The following is a 21,397-nucleotide window of genomic DNA, read 5'->3' as shown; positions in this document are numbered from 1 at the left end:
GGTGTGGCATCGTTACATTGAAGTAAAGTGGTTCAGCAAAATTTGAATGGACTCGATGCAAGCCGCTCCCTTAGGAAGAATATTAGCAAGCACTTCCCTTGCTTGACTGGGTTTTAATTCACTCAGCAGCGGGTTTAGTTCCTTAACATCCCTCTCAAGCTGTTTCATCTGGATTTCGAGCTTGGTTAGCTTCTCCGTCATTTCCGTGTCATCAGAAACCGACTTCCACCGATCCAATCGCTCCTTAATCTCATCCAGAGTATATTTCTCTTGCTTTAACTGATTAATACGTTCGAGAGTGCTTAAGGTTTCATTGCTGTATAACCTGTAATTCTTTAACGTCCGTTTTTCAGGGGAAATTAAACCCAACTTCGTATAGTAGTCAATGGTTCTCTCGCTAATTCTAGCAGCTTTTGCCAGTTCGCCTATCCGGAAGAGGCTTCCGCTCGTGATCCCCATATTTCATCACCTCTCAAGACATCATGGAATTGGACATTAATGATTGCATATATATTTTCATTTTAATAGAAATATGATACATGATCTTCAACCATACAGTCAAACGTTGTAGTTGAAACAGATTATTAGCAAGGATGCTTGGTGTGCTGTGATATCAGTATGATGTTATGGGATTCGAGTAAGTAATGTTATATTATATTACATAAAGCTTGTGTTATTTGATTATTTCGTTAAAAACACATTGCGATTTATAGTTTTACTCTCGTATACTGGCCATGAGTACTCAAAATTATGTAAGAAAAACTAACATTAGAGGTGAGGGTATGAGGAAAACATGGCTGAGTGTGATGATTGGGGCAGCAGCGATCCCTGCTTTCCCGGGTAGTGTGTTCGCCTCCGGTGAAGAAGCAACGAATGTTGATTTAACGATTGGTTTGAACTCCGTCTTCGTTTTCTTGGCAGCACTGCTCGTTTTTTTCATGCAAGCAGGGTTTGCGCTGCTGGAGGCCGGATCGGTTCGAATGAAGAATGCAGGACATGTAGCAGGCAAAACTTTTTTGACCTTCGGAATATCTATTGTGGCTTTCTGGGCATTGGGGTTTGGTTTGGCCTTCGGTAACGGAAACAGCTTCTTCGGTTTCGAAGGTTTCTTCTTAAGCGGTGACCATGCATCGGGATCATTTGATTCCTTATCCGTATATGACGTGCCAACGACGATTATGTTTCTATTCCACTTGTCCTTCGCCGCTGTTTCTTTGGCTATTGCTTGCGGAGGCATGGCTGAACGCGCGAAGCTCGGTGTGTATATCGTGTTCGGACTGCTGTTCACCATCGTGATTTATCCTATTGTAGCCCACTGGGTATGGGGCGGCGGCTGGCTTGGAGCATTGGGGATGCAGGACTTTGCCGGGTCGACGGTTGTTCATCTGACTGGGGCCACAGCAGCTCTGGCGGCCACTATTCTGCTGAAGCCTCGGATTGGCAAATATAATAAAGACGGCAAGCCAAACAGCATGCCGGGTCACAACCAGGTTCTATCTGTACTGGGCGTCTTCATTATCTGGATCGGTTGGTTCGGATTTAATCCAGGCAGCACCATCTCAGCACTTACGGACGGATTCTTTGGATTTGTGGCATTGAACACGAATATCGCTGCGGCGGCGGGAGCGCTGGCGGCATTGCTGATCTCTTGGGCAGTGCTTGGTAAAGCCGATATTCCCAGCATGCTTAATGGAATTCTCGCTGCTTTTGTAGCCATTACAGGGGCTTGTGCCTTCGTAGAGCCTTGGGCTGCTGTCGTAATTGGTGCTGCAGCTGGTATTATCACTTTCTTTACGGCTCAATGGTTTGACCACAAAGGGATCGATGATCCGGTCTATGCTTTCTCCGTACACGGTATCGCCGGTATGTGGGGTGCCGTATCGACCGGTTTGTTCGCAGCCCCGCGGCTTGTTGAAATTACGGGCGTAGGCAGCAAAGGAGCTTTTTATGGAGGAGGATTCGGACAGCTTGGGGTTCAGCTTCTGGGTCTGATCGGTACGTTTGTATTCGTATGGGTGATCTCATTCGTCATACTGTATATCATGAAAGTTTCGATGGGTATCCGCGTGACAGAGGAAGAAGAAGTGATGGGTCTTGATATCAGTGAGCATGGAACTTATGGATATCCGGAGCAAATGAAGCTCCAGGCAGAATCGGAAGGGCAGTCTACCAAGTTACACCCGGGAAATAGACCAATGCCGGAAGCGATGCCACATGAATAGCACTGAAACAAACGATTCTGACAGAGCGAAGCCCCATAAGGAGGCTCGTGCATGAAACCTCAGAAGTCTGAACATGAGTTTCCTCTATTATCGGAAATACGGAACGCATCAAATGCACAGCAATTACGCGATCAACGAATTGCTTGTCAGGACCAACTGATCGACATGCGCAGTGAGTTGGAATTGAGGGAATGGATTGCACTTATCAATGTGATGCATGATGTGATTGGAGAGCGTGCTGCGGCGATCTGTGAACAGGACATGTGGAAGGCTGGCTTTGGCCGGCCTCCTGCATGTTATGCGTTTGTTGCTTTTGGCAGCAGCGGAAGACAGGAAGCTACGCTTTGGAGCGATCAGGACAACGGATTGATCATCGGGGATGAGCTGAAGGAGGAAAGTCACCCTTATTTCCGGGAATTTGGCCTTCGGCTGGCTAATCTGCTGGAGTATGCTGGATATCCCAAATGTCCGGGAAAGGTGATGTGTTCCGAGCCCTTATGGAGCCAGAGGCTTGGGGATTGGAAACATCAGATCAGCAAGTGGTGTGAAGACCAACAGTGGGAGCCGATTCGCTATTTCGTCATCGCCTCGGATCTCCGTCATATTGCTGGAGACAGCGAGTTATCTGAGGCATGGGTTGACCACTTTCGATGCTCCGTCAAGCTGCACCCGGACATCGGTCATGCCGTGCTTCGAAACACAGTCAACCACAAAGCTACACTGAATGTGATGGGCCGGATTGTAACCGAACGATTTGGTGAGCATGCCGGTGATTTTGATGTGAAGTACGGGATTTATATCCCGCTTGTGAACAGTATTCGTACCTTGGCTTTGCAGCGAGGTATCATCGAAACCTCGACGCAGAAGCGTATGGAGAAGGTGCTGCTGCTTGAAGAAGGCAGCTTGCTGCTGGAGAGCGTGGATCGTGCATGGTTGACCGGGCTTCGTCTAAGAAATGACACGCCTGCTCGGATTGAAAACGGAATATTGGTGAGCAGCAGTTATATTCCCAGGGAGCTGTTCAACAACAAAACCGTCCAATACGAGCTGCGTGATACGCTAGCTGTTGTGAGACGGCTGCACCGGGCATTGCTGAGAGAGCAGCGTCTTGCAGCGAGGAGGGACTCGTGAAGGAGCCGGATCGACCAAGTGGAGGCTTCTGGCATTCGGTTCGTTCAGGAAAATTTCATTCTGCCCTTGCCTTCATGCGGGGGCCACAAACTCCCCAGCAGCTGGCGTTCATCCGCTCCCTGATGAAGGACAACCGGCGGCCGGAGATCCTGGGTATCCCGCTAAATGAACTTGAGGTTGTTGTATTTGATTTGGAGACGACAGGGTTTCACTACCAGCAGGGGGATGGGATTCTATCATTTGGTGCGGTTAGAGTCATCGGAGAGCAGGTGATCGAGCATGAAACCTTTTATACGATCGTTAACAGCGGAGTTCTTGTTCCTCCATTCATTGCTGAACTTACAGGTATTACACAGCCTATGGTTGAAGCGGCTCCATCACTGCTTGAGGGCCTGCATAATTTTATGGCTTTTGCCGGAGGCAGGGTGCTCGTGGCCCATGCGGCCGCGCATGACCGCGGATTCTTAAATGCTGCGCTATGGAAAACATCGAAGGTTCGATTAACTCACCGTTTGCTGGATACGATGATGCTCGCGAAGAGGTTATATCCGGAGCAGGCGGATTATAGTTTGGATGAGCTGCTGCGCAGCCGAGATATCCCTGTGGAAGGCAGACATCATGCATTGTCAGATGCTTGTATGACCGCACGCTTATGGACAGATTACATGAAGACGATCCGGACTCTTGGTCATGCAGAGACGCTCGGAGATATTTATGTTTATTTAAGTGAAGGATGATTGAGGTTCATGCGTGTTTGAAAGTTCGGGTTTTCGGGGTACAATAGGGACTATAACTTCGCTTAGCAAAGGAAACCATCCCTATGAAACGTAACATCATTATTATCGTCCTGCTAATAGTTGCAGCAGGTGCTGTTATCTATAATCAGGCCGGTGACAATATTAAGGCTGCCTTTATGCAGGAAGAACCACTTCCGACGGAAACAGGGGCCAAAGCTGGGCTGCTTGCTCCGACCTTTACCTTGAAGGGTATGGATGACAAGTCATATACCGGTGGTGGAGCTCGTGATAAGGCGATGATTATTAATTTCTGGGCATCGTGGTGCGGGCCATGCAAAGAGGAAGCCCCGGAACTGTCTAAGCTAGCGGCAGAGTACGCCGATAAGCTTGAAGTTTACGGAGTCAATGTGTCCAAATATGACTACGAGAAGAAAGCCCGTCAGTTTGTTCAGGACTATCAACTCCAATATCCAATCTTGATGGATCGTAAAGGAGAGGTATTCGAAGGATTGTACAAAGGGCAGGTCTTCCCTACGAATGTGCTGGTTGATCGAAACGGCGTAATCCAGGAAATTATTCTGGGTGCTCCAGACCCCAAGGATCTTCGTAAAAAGGTGATCAAGCTGCTGAAATAACTTTAATGCCATGCAACATACAAAAGTATGAAACATACAGAAAAAGCGCGGCCGCGATGCATAAGCTATCGCGAAAGCCGCGCTTTTGTAATTAAGATAAACTAGTGGTTAACCAAACCTTGTCTAGCTGCTGATTGATGCACCTGCTCTGGCGAGATTTGACCGAGCAGTGCGTAGCGCATACTATCGACAAGGGCTTCCCAGCTCGCTTCGATGACGTTGCTTGAAACTCCAACCGTGTTCCAGGAGTTCTCAAAGTTCTTGGATTCAATAAGCACCCGCACTTTGGCTGCCGTTGCATCCTTGTCATCCAGCACCCGTACTTTATAGTCTGCGAGATGCATTTCTTTAAGCGTAGGGAAGTATTGAACAAGCGCTTTACGCAGCGCGTTGTCCAGCGCATTGACCGGACCATTGCCTTCCGCTGCAGTATAAATGCTCTCACCGGCCACATTGACTTTGACGAAGGCTTCAGAGACGACCGGCTGTCCGGCTGTCTTCTCTACCAGCATTTTGAAGGATTCGAAGGTAAAGAGCTCTTTCAGTTCTCCATTCGCTTCCCGAAGAAGCAGTTCCAGCGAAGCGTCTGCGCCCTCGAACTGGTACCCTTCATGCTCAAGGTCTTTAATCTTCCCGATGATATGCTTGGATTGTTCACTAGCCGGATCAAAATTCAGACCCATGTCCTGAGCTTTGGATACGATATTGCTCTGGCCGGCCAGCTCCGAAACGAGCACACGCTGTTTGTTACCGACTTTTTCCGGTTCGATATGTTCGTACGTTCTGGAGTCGCGGAGGATCGCTGATACATGAATGCCTCCCTTATGGGCAAAGGCAGCGTTACCAACGTACGGCTGGTTAACCGGCATGTTGACGTTGGCGATTTCGCTGATGTAACGGGCTGTATTCGTCAGCGTACCGAGGTTGTCGTCTCCGATGCATTCGTAATCCAGCTTCAACTGCAGATTCGGGATGATGGAGCAGAGGTTTGCATTACCACATCGTTCCCCGTATCCATTCATCGTCCCTTGTACCTGCCGGACACCAGCTTGCACGGCGCTTAGAGTGTTCGCAACAGCAAGCTCGCAGTCATTATGAGTATGGACACCAAGAGGTGCACCTGGTATTTGATTCGTCAGCGATGTGACAATGCTTGCGACCTCATGCGGGAGGCTGCCGCCGTTCGTATCGCACATGACAAGCCAGTCCGCTCCTGCATTCCGTGCTGTAGACATGACAGCAACGGCGTACTCTGGATTATTCTTGAAGCCGTCAAAGAAGTGCTCGGCATCAAACATCACTTCGAGGCCCTTCCGTTTCAGGAAAGCGATGGAATCATGAATCATGGCCAGATTCTCTTCGAGGGTCGTCTGAAGTGCAGTGTGGACGTGGAAATCCCATGATTTCCCGACCAAGGTAGCTGCAGAGACACCAGACTCCAGAATCCGCTGTAAATTAGCATCCTGATCGGCGATACCACCTTTGCGGCGAGTGCTGCCAAAGGCGACTACTTTAGAAGTAAAGCCGAGATCTTGGACTCTTTTGAAGAATTCGATGTCCTTGCTGTTGCTTCCCGGGATACCGCCTTCAATATAATGAACACCAAGAGCGTTGAGTTTCTTGGCGATTTTGACCTTGTCATCCGCTGACAAGCTGATTCCCTCGCCTTGGGTTCCGTCGCGAAGTGTCGTATCAAAGATGGATATGGACTTAGACATGATGTCCTCCTTTTGGTGTCCGGGAGTGGACCGCATTTTTTATATTTTTGTATTATAACATTTCTTTGCGGGAAAGTAACAGAGTATAGCAAACTTTTCCCATACTCTCTCATCTTGACCGCCATAGAGGGGGACGGTATGCTGAAGGCACTGGCATATAGCGGTAGAAAACCGTATCGATAGAAAGAGGGAATCCTGCGTGGGACATATTGACGATTATTATCCGGCCAGCGGCCGGGTTATACTTCATGTGGATATGAATGCTTTCTACTGTTCCGTGCATGAGGCAGAGGAGCCGGAGCTGTACCGGGGCAAGCCAACTGCTGTCGCAGGCAGCATCGAGCTGCGCAAAGGCGTCATCGTGACCAGCTCCTATGCAGCTCGTTCTCTCGGCATACGCACAGGTATGAATGTAAGGCAGGCGCTGCGCATCGTTCCTCAACTGATCATCATACAGCCGGATTTTCAGCTTTACCGGAAGTACTCCAATGCATTTATGAATATAGCTTATGCATATACACCTCTACTTGAAGCGACTTCAATTGATGAATGTTATTTGGATATTACAGGTTCGAAGCAGTTCGGTACCCCGCTGGATATCGCCCGGGAGATTCAGGAGCGCATTCGCGAAGAGTTGTCGCTGCCGTGTTCTATCGGCATTGCCCCCAACAAATTGCTGGCAAAAATGGCCTCGGATATGAAAAAGCCTAACGGGCTGTCCATCCTCCGAATTCGGGATGTGCCGCTGGTACTATGGAACAAGCCCTGTGCAGAATTGTTTGGTATCGGAAACAAGACGGCTGATAAGCTGCGGAAGCTGAATATTCTGACTATTGGACAGCTGGCAGCTGCTGAAGAAAGCCTGCTCATCTCTACTTTTGGCGTAACGGGGTCCTGGATGAAACGAGCGGCCAGCGGCATCGATCACGCCCCGGTCGTCGCAGAACGGGAACAGAGCAAATCGATTGGACATACGACCACTCTTCCGCATGATGTCACCTCAGCGGAGGAGGCAAGACGGGTGCTGCTGAACCTGAGCGATCAGGTGGCACGTCGGCTTCGCAGACAAGGCTTGATGACTTGCGGCATACAGATCACGCTTCGTACACCGGATATGAAGACCATTACCAGGTCAAAGCATCTTGCTGTTCCGACGGAAAATACGGAAGATATTTATCGGCAAGCCTGCGAGTTGTATGATCGGCACTGGCAGCCGGACAAGCCGTTGCGCCTCCTCGGTGTAACGCTTCAGCAGCTTGCAGCGAGGGAAGAGTCCGCCATTCAGTTGGATTTGTTCGATTATGAGAAACAGCCAAAGAAAGAATCCCTTACCCGGGTTATGGACGAGCTGCGGAATAAATTCGGCGAGAGTGCGGTGCTGACAGCCGGAATGCTTGGCGACGATCCTTCTTCACTCATTCGTAATCATAAACGGAGAGGAACGTCGCTGCAGATGGATTTTGTAAGGGAACTGGGGAACAAGAACAAGCATCCCGATCGCCCGGCGTCCAAGGAACCGAACCACGATTAAACAGTCTACTTGGATGATAATGCTGCTGAATCCCTGTAATTGCGCCGATTTATGTAGGAAAATGTTAGGAGATTTAATTGTATTCCTAAATAATATGTATTAATATATGTAGATGGTGGCGGCAGATCCGTCAGCTTAATTAGGTTTATAGAGATGTTTATAGATATACAGGAGGAAGAGAGAATATGGCGAAGTTTACTTGGGTAGATAAAGATACATGTATCGCTTGCGGCGCATGCGGCGCAACGGCACCCGATATTTACGATTATGATGACGAAGGCCTGGCAGAAGTCATTTTCGACGGAGACAACAACCGCGGGGTAACTGAAATACCGGAAGATATGCATGAAGATATGCTGGATGCTTGCGACGGCTGTCCGACAGATTCAATTCGGATTGCAGACGAGCCGTTTAACGCAGAATAATATAACTGCTCGATCCCTGTTACTTCCATCTTGAACTTATACCGACGCCCTTTGCCGAACAGGCAGAGGGCGTTTTTTCAAGTTCCTCCATTACCTAAAACTTACACTTGTGCACTTTCCCGGTTACATTTAAGGATTTTTACGACAGCCCCTTCTGTCGGAGAGAATGTACGTTGTGAGACGTTTTTCTTATGGAGGGCGATTCATACATATTTGGAGGGTTTATACCGATATACAGGATAGTAGTGCTGAAAATGTTTATATAGGGGGCTCTCGCATGAACAATTCACTATACCTCAAACGGTATGTGGAGATGCATCCTGATAATAAAATGGCCTGGTACCTCTTGGGCAAGGAATACGAGCAGGCAGGCGAACAGGGAAAGGCAAACTATTGCTACAACAAGGCGGAAGGGGTCTATGAGGCCTTCGAGCTTAGCCAGGTTCCGTCTGATATATGGAAGAATTATGAACAGCGCTTGCTGGAAATGGAGAGGGAAAAGGAACGAAAACGAAGAAGAAACCGGCGTTTACTTACAGCGCTTGTATTCTTGTTGCTCGTTTTTCTACCCCCTGCCCAGGCACCTGGAATCGCTTCTAGAGATGCTGCACAAGGGGGTTCCTTGGCAAATGATCCCGTTGCGGCAACGACGGTCGGCAAAGAGCAGCGTGATTCGCGCAATGAGCCGCTGTACACCGCCATAGCTTCCACGCAAGGAAAGGGTGCAAGCGGGGTCCTTTCCTCGCTGCTTCAGCATCCGCAGCAACTACCTGATTGGTCCGTTGCCCTTGGGATGGAGCGTTCCGGTAAATGGCTGTTATGGAGCAAGGACATGGAGCGGTTATACGGGCTGCGCCGGGATGATCAAGGAGCGATTGTGATTCAGCCTTATGAAGGAGCGGCTGAAGAATGTAACTGCAAACCTGCGAATAGTTCGAAGTTAAAGCAGAGTGCGACGAAATGGGCCGATCTGCAGGTGGAGACGGCCGTTCTGCAGGAAGCAGCCAATCAGTATAAGGCTCGGCATGGGCGCTTGCCTAAAGACTTGGATGAGCTGACGCAGCCATTTCCGAACAATTGGCTGTCGGGCCGTTCGAAAGCGATGGAGGATATGTTTGGGCTGTTAATGAAGCAGCGAGCTTCAGAGGCAGGAGGACAAGGGAATGCGCCAGATCCGGGTCCGGGAGAGCTGGGATATTGGGGAACTTCCCCGAACGGAGATCCTTTTTTTGAACAGCCTCTGCAGGTGATTATTGACCGGAAGCGTCATCGGCTTGCCGTCGTGAGCGGATCCGTCATCATACGCAACTATGCGGTCGGCCTTGGCGGAGCCAAAACCCCTCTGGGAGATTTCAAGATCAATGACAAGGTTGTTAATCCGAACGGGACCACGAAGGGTCCATATGGAACGCGAGGAATGCAGCTATCTGATACGTCGTACGCCATACACGGTACGCTCGATGTGAACAGCGTCGGGGAGAATGAATCCGAGGGTTGTATCCGTATGCTTATACCGGATGTAGAGGAGCTGTTTGACCTGGTTCCGATGGGAACCGCCGTGAAAATCCGGGAAGGGGTCCTGCCCGAAGACCTGTGGACGCCGAAAGAGCGCTTTAAGCTCAAGCAGTCCCAGAATCAGACCAACCCCAAGAAGGTATATCACTGGCTCGATTAAGGCTGGGCAATCACAATCAGAACGATAATCAGGATAATAAGAAGAGCGATGCCGGAGCTAATCCATAGTATGGCCTTCTTATTTACCTCTTCTTTTTTCTGCTGCAAGGTAGGAGGCTTACGTTTGGCTGACATGTATTTCCCCTCTTTCTTTCATAATCGTGAAATGATTAGTTTTGATGGACAACCTACCTTCATTGTAAGGGGTTTGTGCAGAAAATGCCATATCGCTTTCTCATCAGGATGATCGCCCGGATTATGCCAAGGAACTTTCTTTTTGAGGCAGAAACGGATAAACTGAAGGATAGAGAAATAAGTGGATGAGAGGAAGAGTAGATGTGCTGTACCGCAACGTAGGCAAACCTATATTTTTTAAAATGGATCCGGAAAAAGCGCATCATCTTGTCGTTGGTGGTCTTGGACGTGCCTCCGGCGTAGCCGGCGCAGAGGCTGTTATGCGGGGAATGTACGGAGTTAGCGAAACACCGGATTTGGCAGTAGATTTGTTCGGGCTTCATTTCCCGACACCGGTCGGACTTGCTGCCGGATTGGATAAAAATGCCCAGGCTGTCAAAGGATTCTCCTCCATCGGCTTTGGATTTATGGAAGTCGGCACGGTCACCCCGAAGGGACAGCCCGGTAATGAACAGCCGCGTTTATTCCGGCTTCCTCCGGACGAGGCACTCATCAATCGGATGGGCTTCAACAATGAAGGGGCCGAGGCTATGGCGAGAAGGCTGTCCTTACTTAAGGAGCGCCGGATTCCGGTTGCTGTCAACATCGGCAAGAACAAATCGACGCCGAATGAGAAAGCCAACGGGGATTATGAAGCTTGCATTCAAGCTTTGTTTCCGTATGGCGACTTTTTTGTGGTCAATATCAGTTCTCCGAATACACCGGACTTGCGCAGTCTTCAGCATGGAAGCGAATTGTCCTCCCTGCTGGAAGCGGTCAAGAATGAAATGTCGAGACAAGCCAAGATTCATGGCAGCGAGAAGGCCGTCTTGGTGAAGATCGCACCGGATGTGAGTGATGAGGAACTGGAATTCATGGTGGATACGATTCGTGCAAGTGGTGTTTCCGGCATCATCGCTACGAATACGACGCTTTCACGGGCTGGGCTGAAACACCATAACGCCAAGGAAACCGGCGGTCTTAGCGGAAAGCCGCTGCGTGACCGTTCAACCGAAATTGTATCCCGGATCTATAAACAAACCGGGGGAACGCTCCCGATTATCGGTTCCGGCGGGATTTTTACAGCAGAGGATGCTTATGACAAGATACGGGCAGGCGCAAGCCTGGTCGAAATTTATACAGCACTTATCTATGAAGGACCCGAGGTAAACCGTAAGCTGCATTCCGGTCTCCGGGAGCTGCTTGCAAGGGACGGCTTCAGCCATATATCCGAAGCTGTCGGGGCGAATCATCGGTAATGGGGTAAAGACAGGAGGCAAGGCGATGGACGTTAGAGACTGGGGGACTTTTTTACTTCCGTATGAACAGGCTGTTGAAGAATTGAAGGTCAAATTCAAGACGATGCGCTCCGAACTGAAAAAACGCGAGGAATACGCACCTATCGAATTCGTAACGGGTCGGGTCAAGCGGATCTCAAGCATACTGGACAAAGCGAAACGCCTGGATGTGCCGATGGACCAACTGGAAACCGGAATTGAGGATATCGCAGGCATTCGGATTATGTGTCAATTCGTGGAGGATATCCGGCGGGTAGCCGAATATATCCGGGCCCGGAAAGACCTGTCCGTATTGTTTGAGAAGGATTATATTACCAATTTTAAAGAGAGCGGCTATCGAAGCTTTCATATGATTGTTGAATATCCGGTTCAAACGGCCCTGGGCCAAAAAAAGGTACTGGCCGAAATTCAGATCCGTACACTGGCGATGAATTTCTGGGCTACCATTGAGCATTCGCTGAGTTACAAATACCGGGAAAGCCTTCCGGATGAGATTCGGGCGCGGCTGAAGAAGGCCGGAGAAGCGGCGAATACGCTGGATACCGAAATGTCGAGTATTCGCGAGGATATACTGGAAGCGCAGCGGCAGTTCGAGGATGATTCGAATATTACGACACAGGTTCTCAATGCGATTCACAAGCTGTATTTCTTCCATTTGGTCAATGAAGCGATTGCGTTTCAGGGTAGGTTTAATGCCATCTGGCAAGATCATGACATGGATGCGATGAAGGAGCTTCTCGATGAAGTGAAGGGGCTGCTGGCGGAAGCCAAGAAGAAAGTAAACGAACATGACCTATGAGCCGCTTTATGTCGCTTACCTCGTATATTTCAACCGGGACCAGGATTATTTCGAATGTCATGAAGTGCTTGAGGAATTGTGGCTTAAGCAGGAGCGGGACCCGAGGTATAAAGGGCTCCTGCAAGTGGCCGTGGGACTCTTTCATTTCCGGAACAACAATGTAAGAGGGGCATACAAAATGTTCACAAGCGCCGTATCCCGGCTCGAACGCTATCCCAGTAATGAACTTGGAATCGCAATGGGGAAGCTGCTGAGCGAAGTGAGGAGCTACGCCGAACAGCTGTCCTCGTTTGACACAAAGCCCTTTGCTTATCGGGATTTGACGATTGAGATTGAGGATATGGAGCTTAAGCAAGCGGTGGAGCTGGCATCATTACGCATCAATCCGAACATTCCGCAGCGACGAAAGCCGGAACGGGCGAGGCAGCTCAAGTAATACCGAGGAATAAATAAAAAAAAGAGCGGCTCGCAGGTAGTACATCTACTTGCGGGCAGCTCTTTTCATTATATCTTGAGTCTTTACTGTACTAGGACTCGGTACCCTTATACTTGTTATCGATGAACTCTTTAATTTCGTCGACGGATTTACCTTCATCATGGAGGCGTTTGGCATCTTGCAGTTCGGTCAGGCAGATACCGCATTGTGCGCCATGGTCCGTCCATTTAACCTCGCCGTCCTTATTTTCGGCGATGAAGCAGCGGCGAAGGGAATCGTGATAACCGGTCTCCTCATCCATACAGCCGCAATAACATTTAATTTCCTTAATGACGTCCATTAATTCATTAACCGTTGCATAGGTTGCTTGTGTATTGTCGGTGTAATTCGCCAGAAACTCCGGCATAACTGTCAGGCTTGCTGTCGTTTCGTATCGCTCGGACTTGGCACCGTGCTGATGCTCTGCAGCGGATTCTTTACCGCCGCATGCGGTCAGCAGCATGCCGGAGATGACGAATGTAAAGAGAATAGCGCGCGTTCGGCTCATTTGGTCACGCTCCCTTTATATTTGTCCAGAAATTGCTTAAAGTCATCGACGGAGTAGCCTTCTGTGGAGCCTTCCGGCTTCAATCCACCGATCATACGCTCTTTCTCTACGCCATTCTCGAAGTAAACCAGCGTCGGAGTGAATTCTATGTTGTATTCTCTCCAACCTTCCTGATATTCACGCAGATTGTACTGGGGCATCGATACGCCGGCATCCGCCGCAAGCGGCATCAATTCCGGGGTCGTTGCACGGCAGTGTGGGCAGTCGGAGGCAAAGAAATATACGAAGAAGTTCTCTTTGTTGTCGACCTTACTCTTCAGCTGATCCGGCAGGATGATCTGTTGATAATTCGGATCTTTAAGGAGTTCTTGGGTAGCGGGGTTCAGCTCGGAGATTTTCTTGCCGCCATATAATTCGCTTGTTCCCCCTTGACCGTTCAGAAAAATGAGTGCGGCAACCAACAGGATGAATACTCCGCCGAAGGCGTATAATGCAGTGTGCTTGTTCTTTTTGTTACGGTTCATTAATCCACCCCCTCATAAGATTAATAATAAGCAAGGACTTGTCCTTTTGGATGTAGTTTATTATACAATATTAAAAGTCGGAGCGGAACAAGCGAAAGTCTCTCTTCGCACGAGTAAAATCATCTTCAAACGGTTATGATTCCGTACAGGCAGGTACTTAATGATGCGTTCCGTCTGCATTCATGGTTTTTGGCAGGGGTGCATTTGCATCCTCGTGAGAGTTTTGACAATTTTATGACGTCTCGTCCCGGGCGGACAAATATGTGATCAATAGCATGGAAGCTAAGGCGGCGGATTGTGTGGTAAGGTTGTATAGAACGTCCTTGGCTGGTTGGAACGATGACCGGATCAGGTTTAATATCATAGAATATCCGGCATATTGGAGGTGGTCATCAGTATGAGTACTGGGGGAAGAAGAACGCAAAGACTGGACAAGGTGCTGTCCAATCTGGGATTCGGCTCGCGGGCGGAATTGAAGAAAAAGGCCAAACAAGGAAGCATCGTGGTCAACGGAATGGTTATTAAAGATCCGGGGAAACATGTTGATCCCTATAAAGATATTATTGAGTTCGACGGGGAAACGATTCAATATCGGGAGTATGTGTATCTGATGCTGCACAAACCGCCGGGCGTCATATCGGCGACGGAAGATCTTCGCGATCGTACGGTGCTGGATCTCCTGGATGCGGAGCATCTTGTCTTCGAGCCGTTTCCGGTGGGCAGACTGGATAAAGACACGGAAGGATTACTGCTGCTTACGAACGATGGCAAGTTGGCTCATGAGCTGCTGTCGCCCCGGAAGCATATCCCCAAAACCTATGAAGCGATTGTAGAGGGTCGTGTAAGCGAAGATGATGTGCGGTCGTTCGCTGAGGGAGTCACATTGGACGACGGGTATCATACATTGCCCGGAGAGCTGGTGATTCATTCTGATGAAGAACAAGGTGACGGGCTAGTGTGTTCACGCATCTCGCTGACGATCCATGAAGGCAAATTCCATCAGGTTAAGCGAATGTTTGAGGCGGTAGGCAAAAAAGTTGTGTATCTCAAAAGAGTCAGCATGGGTGAGCTTCGTTTGGATGAGAATCTTGAGATTGGTACATATCGGGAACTGACAGAGGATGAACTGGCTTTAATCGGAAGGCCATCGTTAGTCTAAAGAAATAACTATTTAAAGGATGGATGGAGAATGTCTCACAAATATAAATTGGTGGCGCTTGATGTTGACGGAACGCTGCTGAATGATGATCATGAAATTACAGAGAAAACGAAAAACACGGTGATGGAAGCGGCTAAACAAGGGGTGGAAATCGTCCTGTGCACAGGACGGGGACCGCTGAATTCGATTCCTTTTATGGAAAGCATGGGGCTTGGCGGTTATGTTATCAGTCATAATGGCGCAGCTACGGTTGAAGTGGAAACTCATAACATTGTCCATCAATTCGGCATGGATCCGCTTGAGCTGGAACCCTTCATGGCTTACTGCCGCGAGCAAGGGGTGCATTTTGACGTGAATACTGCTTTCGAAATGTACGTGGACCAAGTGGAGGAGCTTGCTGGCCCAGTTCGATCCATGTATGAGAACTATTTAATGCTCCCAAGTAATCTGCCTTCATGGGAGGAGTTGTCCGACCCTGTCGTCAAGTTCACAGTGTTCGGCGAATCGGCTGATATGGATCGGGTTTTCGCGGATTGGAGCAAGTGGACCCTTCCGTTTAATATGCTGCGAAGCGGCGAGTTTTTTATTGATCTGATGCACAACCAAGCGTCCAAAGGAAATGCTCTAAAGCAGCTGGCTGTAAAAAGAGGTTACCAAGCGGATGAGGTGTTGGCTATCGGCAACTATTTCAACGATATTACGATGCTTACTTACGCAGGCATGGGCATTGCGATGGATAATTCGCCGGTCGAGGTCAAGGCTGCCGCCAATGCGGTAACGGCTTCGAATAACGAGGACGGCGTACACGAGGCGCTGGTGAAATACTGCTTGTCGTAAAAATTGAATATTGTAGGAGCGAGAACCCGCCATAGGACACTTGAAAAAAGTGCCTGAGGGCGGGTTTTTTGCGTGAATTGGAGACGGTTAACCGCATTCTCTAAGAAGATGAAGACATGCATATCCTTCCAAATTTGGATTGACACGATAGAATCGGCATGCTATTTTTATCAATGAAAATGATAATCATTATCAGTTATTGAAGCGGAAACACGCCTGCATATCGTTTTATCGAAAAAGGAGGCAACTCATGCGTACGGAGGAAAAGCTGAACATAGATAGCGCATCGGATTCGGATCGTAGCGGAAAAACCAGCCTGGTGGAGATCAAGGAGTACATCGACAGCCATTATCAGGAGGCGTTAACCATTGGCCAACTGGCGGGAATGGCTAATATATGTCCCAAGTATTTCGTGGACCTGTTCAAGAAAACATTCGGCCAGACCACGATTGATTACCTGACGCATGTTCGTATGAATCACGCCAAGCGTTACTTGGCCGAATCAGACGATCGGCTTCGGGATATCGCACAGAAGGTTGGATATAAGGACGAGTTCTATTTCAGCCGGATTTTTAAAAAGAAGGTGGGCATGTCGCCGTCGGAATATGTTCGAAATTCGAGGCAGCTGATCGCGGCCTGTTCTTCTGCGATCATCGGGCAGCTGGTAGCGCTGAACGTCATTCCAGCGGCCGCGCCGCTAGATGCGAAGTGGACCCCGTTTTATTACAATGCCTACAACTCGGAGATCAAGTCCCGCTTGAAATTGACGAACCCTTATCCGGACAGCCGTTTTGAGGAGAATATCGAGCAGCTGTTCCGCGCCAAACCCGACGTCATTATCGGCATGGATCATCTCGGTGAAGAGGAAATCGCCAAGCTGGAGCCTATTGCCCCCACCTTCATTGTTCCGTCCCATGCAGGGTGGAGGGAGCAGCTGGAGATGATCGCGGCATTCCTGAACAAGGAAGAACAGGCACAATCCTGGATCGGGCAGTATGAGCGGAAAGTGGCGCATGCACGCTCGCGAATGCAGGAAGTGGTGGGGAATGATCGTGTTGCCGCGCTGCGGATATATGGGCAAAATCTCTATTTCTACGGTAACCGGGGGCTTGAGGAAGTGCTGTTTCAGGATTTGCATATCAAGCGAGCTTGCCGATCCCATACCAGCCGGAATCAGCAAATAACGCTGGATGATTTGCTGCAATGCGATCCGGACCGAATTCTGATCGCAGTATGCCCGGAAGCCGCATCGCGGCGCTATTGGCTCGCGCTCCAGCATTCCGCCGAGTGGCATAGGCTTCGAGCCGTCGCTCAAGGAAGGGTCTACACGATCTCGTCCGATCCTTGGTTCGAATACTCCGCGCTTGCCGTGACGAGAATGCTGGACGAGGCGATGCTTCTGTTCACAGGAGATAGTCCAAAAGGAGTTCTGGATAAAAGCCATGGTGAATCGTTTGCTACGTAATATATACTCGTCTTAATTGAGAATCATTATCACAGGAGGAGATACATTGTGGCTAAACGTTTCAATCGTGGAAAGAGAATTTGGAGGATCAACATAGCGGCACTTGCGTGCTGTGCCATCATCATAGGCTTGCTGTCAGGCTGCGGAGGCAAGGCGGAGACCGAAGCGTCTGGCGGCGATCAGGAGGCAGCGAAGACCGCAGCGGTGGAGACGTCCGGCAAAGCAGAGAGCAGCCAAACGTCGTCGGAGGAACCAGGGGCGAACCGTGAGGAGACGTCGACGAAAGAGGGACGTACGGTAACGGATGAGCTCGGACACGAAGTAAAGATTCCGGCCGAGGTGAGCAAGGTATTTGCGCCGAACATGGAAGATTCATTGCTGAAGCTCGGCGTGAAGCCCGTTGCCCAATGGGCCAACGGCAAGCAGGGACACTCTTATTTGCAGGAGGAGCTGGACGGCATTCCCCTGATCGATTTTTCAGGAGGCTTGCCTTCGCCTGAGGCCCTGATGTCCTACGAACCGGATCTTATCGTGCTACACACCGAGACTTACGCTGCGGACGGCACCTATGAGAAATATGCCAAAATCGCGCCAACGTATGTGTTCAAAAATGCTTCCGGGAATGTCGAGAAATCGCTGACCACCTTGGGCGATCTGCTTGGGAAAGCGTCGGAAGCTGAGACCGCCTTGAATAATTATCAGCAAAAAGCAAGCGAAGCGAAGGCGAAGCTGAGTTCCGTGGTGGGGGACAAGAACGTTGCCATCATTCGTTTCGCACCTAGAGGCGTCAGTTTGATGGGCGGAAATTACCTATGCGGATATGTCATCCATCAGGATCTGGGACTAGGCAAGTCCAAGCTGGTCGAGAACGAGAATGCAGCTAATATTTCGCTGGAAATACTCCCGCAGCTTGATGCGGACTATATATTTGTCATTAACGCCTATGATCAAGGAACGGAACGCATGAAGGAAATGACGGAAAGCCCGATCTGGAAAGGCATTCCCGCTGTCAAGAACGGACAGGTCTATGAAACCGATAACGAATACTGGCTGGGAAGCGGCCTGATCGCCTACGAGAAAATCGTGGATGATGTCGTTCGCTCCATTACGGGTCAATAGGGGGAACATATGAGCCATCATACGACTTCCGTTGACATGATGAGGCGCAGCGTGATGCTGGCCCGTGCGGAGCATTGGGTGATGCACTCGAGGGGCGGGCGCCGCTATCGAATCATAACGGCACAGCCGACGGGACCGGCCCCGCCGTCCGGATATCCGGTCATCTATTTACTGGACGGCAACAGCGTGTTTCACACGATGGTCGAGACGCTGCGCCTGCAGTGCCACAGGCCGGACAAAACCGGGATATTGCCGGCTGTCGTTGTCGGCATCGGTTACGAGACGGAGGGACAGTATGCTTCGGACCGGTTCTATGATTACACGCCCTATCCGAACACGAAGTTCAGGAACAAGCTGGACGGGGATTCCGTGCCGGAGCAGGGGGGAGCGGCTGAGTTTTTGCAATTTATTGAGGAGGAGCTGAAACCGCAGATCGAGGGCGAGTTCAACATTGACCGGCATCGCCAGACGATATTCGGCCATTCCCTTGGCGGGCTGTTCACGCTCTATGCCATGTTCAGCAAACCGCGATCGTTCTCGTGTTACATCGCGGGCAGCCCTTCTATCCACTGGAATCCGGAGTATTTAGGGGGGCTGGAGCAGAACTATGCCGATCAGATGAAGGAAAGACCTTATCCTGTTCGGCTGCTGCTTGGCGCGGGAGAGCTCGAGAGGTCCCATGTCACCGGCAATTCCATCAGTGCATCTGAGCTCGCCAAGCGTCTGGCTGTTCTGTCCGAATATGGCATGTATGCCGAATTCAAGGAGTTTGAGGGCGAAGGGCATCTATCCGTGCTGCCAGTCCTCATCAGCAAAGCATTACGATTTGCCCTTCACCCTGAACACGAAGGAGATGATCACCAATGGAAAGCACAGGTATTAGAGGGAAAGTAGCGCTCGTGACCGGTGCCGCCCAAGGAATAGGCGAAGCGGTGGCACGGGCCCTTGCCCGGCAAGGAGCCGTTGTAGCGGCCTGCGACCGGAAGGAAGCCGAGCTGCTCCGCGTTGCGGCCGACCTATCCGGCTCAGGTGTTCATGCCGCGGCTTACAAGGCGGATGTGAGCCGCAGTGCCGAGGTTGAAGCGATGGTCGAGCGGATTGAGGATGAACTCGGACCAATCGAGATTCTCGTCAACGTTGCGGGAGTGCTGCGGGTCGGTGGAGTCGAGTCGCTTACCGACGAGGATTGGCAGGCCCACTTCAACGTCAATACCCACGGCGTATTCTACACGTCACGCTCCGTCGTAAGGCGCATGGCGAGCCGTCATTCCGGAGTTATCGTGACGGTAGGATCGAATGCGTCAAAAGTTCCGCGGTCGCAGATGTCGGCCTATGCCGCATCCAAGGCGGCGTCCACGATGTTTACGAAATGCCTGGGGCTCGAATATGCCCGCCATCATATCCGTTGTAACGTGGTTTCCCCCGGCTCTACGGATACCGAAATGCAGCGTTTGTTATGGAAGGATGATCATGGTGCAAGGTCCATTATCGAGGGGGCGCCGGACTCCTTCCGCCTCGGCATACCGCTTGGCAAAATCGCGCTCCCTTCGGACATTGCTGATGCGGTCGTTTTCCTCGTATCCGATCGGGCCGGGCACATGACGATGCAGGACGTATGCGTGGATGGCGGCGCGACGTTGGGATGCTGAGCATTTTCGGATTTTCATGCTTGATTTTCTAAATTCAATATACTAGGTAGGCTCATAAGCAGAGAGGAGACTGAAATGTTACACTATGATGCTCCAACCGCAGCGGAGGCTGCGCAACTTATGGAACAATACCAGGTCGGTTCGTCTTTCTTCTTCTCATCCCCGCGCAAGACGCTGTTAACCCATGGAGAGTACTCAAGATTGCCGGTTCCCGTGGGGACCGGGCACAGATCGCTGCCGGAACGCGTCCGTGAATTGCTGGAATACGCGAAGCAAGCGGGACGGCCGGATGCCGTTGTTGTCGGCGCCATACCTTTTGATATTCAAAAACCGGCCAGTCTGTTTATTCCGCTTTCGGCCCAGTGGCACGACTCCCTTCTATTCTCTGAAGGGGCTCCGGAAATGCCCCGAATTTCCAGTTACAAGGTGCTTTCCGTTCCTGAGCCGACGGTGTTCAAGGAAGGCGTGAACCGGCTGCTGGACCTCATTTCTCAAAATAAACTCCATAAAGCGGTGCTTTCCCGAACGCTGGATATCACGCTTCCTCATGCTCTGTCCATTCCACACATATTGACTCATTTAGCTTATCATCACTCCCATGGCTATACGTTTGCCGTACCGTTGGCACCCAAATTGTCCCACGCTTCAAGCCCGGATGCCGTTGCATCCACCCGGACGCTGTTTGGCGCAAGCCCCGAGCTGCTCATTACGAAGAAGGGTTCGCGGATCAAAGGAAATCCATTGGCAGGCTCTGCGGCGCGAAGCGCCGATCCCGCTGAAGATCAGCGGCGGGCGGCAGCCCTGCTGTCATCGGCCAAAGACCGATATGAGCATGCCATCGTTATCGATGCCGTGGCATCGGCCTTGCAGCCTTATTGCAGAAAGCTGGAGGTTCCTGCCGAACCTTCGCTCATACAGACCAAAGCTATGTGGCATCTATCCACCGAAATTAACGGCGTCCTAAAGGATGAATCGGTAACATCAATGGAGCTTGCTCTGGCCATGCATCCGACGCCGGCAATCTGCGGCACGCCGACCGATGCGGCCCGGGATGCCATACAAGAGATCGAGCCGTTCGATCGCGGCTTCTACTCGGGAGCCGTCGGTTGGTCGGATGCTAACGGTGACGGCGAGTGGGCGGTGACGATTCGCTGCGCGGAAACGGAAGGAACCTTACTGCGGGTATTTGCAGGGGCAGGAATCGTGACTGGCTCCATAGCGCAAGCGGAGCTGGCCGAGACTTCGGCCAAATTCCGCACGATTCTGGCCGCGATGGGGTTGAATGAACAACAAACAACGATGTTGGAGGAGGAATGA

22 protein-coding genes are annotated in these 21,397 nt (G+C 50.5%); 17 read left to right on the top strand and 5 right to left on the bottom strand.

The genetic code is table 11. The features are described from left to right. Nucleotides 1-12 precede the first annotated feature (12 nt). A complete protein-coding gene (locus tag AM231_RS15775) occupies nt 13-459 on the bottom strand; it encodes a MerR family transcriptional regulator (RefSeq protein WP_054403376.1) in 447 nt (148 codons plus the stop codon). Nucleotides 460-782: 323 nt separating this feature from the next. Here AM231_RS15775 and AM231_RS15770 point away from each other — a divergent pair, with 323 nt between their 5' ends. The 4 genes from AM231_RS15770 to AM231_RS15755 all read left to right on the top strand — a co-directional run bounded on the left by AM231_RS15770 (nt 783) and on the right by AM231_RS15755 (nt 4,725). Further along, complete coding sequence (locus AM231_RS15770; RefSeq protein WP_054403375.1) at nt 783-2,222, top strand: ammonium transporter; 1,440 nt, start codon at nt 783-785, stop codon at nt 2,220-2,222. Nucleotides 2,223-2,273: 51 nt separating this feature from the next. Beyond that, nucleotides 2,274-3,353, top strand: coding sequence for a DUF294 nucleotidyltransferase-like domain-containing protein (locus tag AM231_RS15765; RefSeq protein WP_054403374.1), 1,080 nt, complete (start codon nt 2,274-2,276; stop codon nt 3,351-3,353). Then, nucleotides 3,350-4,090 carry an exonuclease domain-containing protein gene (locus tag AM231_RS15760; protein ID WP_054403373.1) on the top strand — a complete coding sequence of 247 codons (741 nt, stop codon included), beginning with the start codon at nt 3,350-3,352 and terminating at the stop codon, nt 4,088-4,090. The genes AM231_RS15765 and AM231_RS15760 overlap by 4 nt, the downstream gene beginning before the upstream one ends. 83 nt (nt 4,091-4,173) lie before the next feature. Continuing rightward, on the top strand, nt 4,174-4,725 hold the full coding sequence (locus AM231_RS15755; RefSeq protein WP_053492141.1) for a TlpA family protein disulfide reductase: 552 nt from the start codon (nt 4,174-4,176) through the stop codon (nt 4,723-4,725). Nucleotides 4,726-4,826: 101 nt separating this feature from the next. Here the strand turns inward: AM231_RS15755 and cimA are convergent, their stop codons facing one another. After that, the gene (gene cimA / locus AM231_RS15750) at nt 4,827-6,443 is read right to left on the bottom strand and encodes a citramalate synthase (protein ID WP_053492142.1); all 1,617 of its coding nucleotides are present in this window, start codon (nt 6,441-6,443) and stop codon (nt 4,827-4,829) included. 199 nt (nt 6,444-6,642) lie between these two features. Between cimA and AM231_RS15745 the strand changes: the two genes are divergently transcribed. The 3 genes from AM231_RS15745 to AM231_RS15735 all read left to right on the top strand — a co-directional run bounded on the left by AM231_RS15745 (nt 6,643) and on the right by AM231_RS15735 (nt 10,074). Then, nucleotides 6,643-7,974, top strand: coding sequence for a DNA polymerase IV (locus tag AM231_RS15745; RefSeq protein WP_082341659.1), 1,332 nt, complete (start codon nt 6,643-6,645; stop codon nt 7,972-7,974). Between the two features lie 185 nt (nt 7,975-8,159). Continuing rightward, nucleotides 8,160-8,399 carry a ferredoxin gene (locus AM231_RS15740; protein ID WP_053492143.1) on the top strand — a complete coding sequence of 80 codons (240 nt, stop codon included), beginning with the start codon at nt 8,160-8,162 and terminating at the stop codon, nt 8,397-8,399. 277 nt (nt 8,400-8,676) lie between these two features. Then, complete coding sequence (locus AM231_RS15735) at nt 8,677-10,074, top strand: L,D-transpeptidase (RefSeq protein WP_054403372.1); 1,398 nt, start codon at nt 8,677-8,679, stop codon at nt 10,072-10,074. Here AM231_RS15735 and AM231_RS29100 read toward each other — a convergent pair. Next, entirely contained in the window at nt 10,071-10,208 is a 138-nt protein-coding gene (locus AM231_RS29100) for a hypothetical protein (protein WP_015736685.1), read from the bottom strand. The genes AM231_RS15735 and AM231_RS29100 overlap by 4 nt on opposite strands. A gap of 203 nt (nt 10,209-10,411) precedes the next feature. Here AM231_RS29100 and AM231_RS15730 point away from each other — a divergent pair, with 203 nt between their 5' ends. The 3 genes from AM231_RS15730 to AM231_RS15720 are packed head-to-tail and all read left to right on the top strand — an operon-like array spanning nt 10,412 to nt 12,780. Beyond that, nucleotides 10,412-11,506 carry a quinone-dependent dihydroorotate dehydrogenase gene (locus AM231_RS15730; protein ID WP_207383619.1) on the top strand — a complete coding sequence of 365 codons (1,095 nt, stop codon included), beginning with the start codon at nt 10,412-10,414 and terminating at the stop codon, nt 11,504-11,506. A 25-nt stretch (nt 11,507-11,531) separates the two neighbouring features. Next, nucleotides 11,532-12,344 carry a GTP diphosphokinase gene (yjbM, locus tag AM231_RS15725; RefSeq protein ID WP_054403370.1) on the top strand — a complete coding sequence of 271 codons (813 nt, stop codon included), beginning with the start codon at nt 11,532-11,534 and terminating at the stop codon, nt 12,342-12,344. Then, nucleotides 12,334-12,780, top strand: coding sequence for a DUF309 domain-containing protein (locus AM231_RS15720; protein WP_054403369.1), 447 nt, complete (start codon nt 12,334-12,336; stop codon nt 12,778-12,780). The genes yjbM and AM231_RS15720 overlap by 11 nt, the downstream gene beginning before the upstream one ends. Nucleotides 12,781-12,871: 91 nt before the next feature. On the opposite strand, the gene AM231_RS15715 is transcribed toward AM231_RS15720, so the two are convergent. Both AM231_RS15715 and AM231_RS15710 read right to left on the bottom strand, forming a co-directional pair. Next, a complete protein-coding gene (locus AM231_RS15715) occupies nt 12,872-13,327 on the bottom strand; it encodes a PCYCGC motif-containing (lipo)protein (RefSeq protein WP_054403368.1) in 456 nt (151 codons plus the stop codon). Then, a complete protein-coding gene (locus tag AM231_RS15710) occupies nt 13,324-13,851 on the bottom strand; it encodes a thioredoxin family protein (RefSeq protein WP_054403367.1) in 528 nt (175 codons plus the stop codon). Before AM231_RS15710 ends, AM231_RS15715 begins: the two co-directional genes overlap by 4 nt. A gap of 397 nt (nt 13,852-14,248) precedes the next feature. Between AM231_RS15710 and AM231_RS15705 the strand changes: the two genes are divergently transcribed. The 7 genes from AM231_RS15705 to dhbC all read left to right on the top strand — a co-directional run bounded on the left by AM231_RS15705 (nt 14,249) and on the right by dhbC (nt 21,397). After that, the gene (locus AM231_RS15705) at nt 14,249-15,010 is read left to right on the top strand and encodes a pseudouridine synthase (RefSeq protein WP_054403366.1); all 762 of its coding nucleotides are present in this window, start codon (nt 14,249-14,251) and stop codon (nt 15,008-15,010) included. A 30-nt stretch (nt 15,011-15,040) separates the two neighbouring features. Next, entirely contained in the window at nt 15,041-15,847 is an 807-nt protein-coding gene (locus AM231_RS15700) for a Cof-type HAD-IIB family hydrolase (protein ID WP_054403365.1), read from the top strand. 250 nt (nt 15,848-16,097) lie between these two features. Further along, nucleotides 16,098-17,312 carry an ABC transporter substrate-binding protein gene (locus AM231_RS15695; protein WP_054403364.1) on the top strand — a complete coding sequence of 405 codons (1,215 nt, stop codon included), beginning with the start codon at nt 16,098-16,100 and terminating at the stop codon, nt 17,310-17,312. Between the two features lie 48 nt (nt 17,313-17,360). Continuing rightward, complete coding sequence (locus AM231_RS15690; protein ID WP_054403363.1) at nt 17,361-18,431, top strand: ABC transporter substrate-binding protein; 1,071 nt, start codon at nt 17,361-17,363, stop codon at nt 18,429-18,431. A 9-nt stretch (nt 18,432-18,440) separates the two neighbouring features. Next, entirely contained in the window at nt 18,441-19,325 is an 885-nt protein-coding gene (locus AM231_RS15685) for an alpha/beta hydrolase (protein WP_054403362.1), read from the top strand. After that, on the top strand, nt 19,295-20,080 hold the full coding sequence (locus AM231_RS15680) for a 2,3-dihydro-2,3-dihydroxybenzoate dehydrogenase (RefSeq protein WP_054403361.1): 786 nt from the start codon (nt 19,295-19,297) through the stop codon (nt 20,078-20,080). Before AM231_RS15685 ends, AM231_RS15680 begins: the two co-directional genes overlap by 31 nt. Before the next feature lie 75 nt (nt 20,081-20,155). After that, the gene (gene dhbC, locus AM231_RS15675; RefSeq protein ID WP_054403360.1) at nt 20,156-21,397 is read left to right on the top strand and encodes an isochorismate synthase DhbC; all 1,242 of its coding nucleotides are present in this window, start codon (nt 20,156-20,158) and stop codon (nt 21,395-21,397) included.

It is taken from the genome of Paenibacillus solani (assembly GCF_001277345.1).
Classification (GTDB): Bacteria; Bacillota; Bacilli; order Paenibacillales; family Paenibacillaceae; genus Paenibacillus_AQ; species Paenibacillus_AQ solani.
This window is presented reverse-complemented; position numbering and strand designations above follow the sequence as displayed.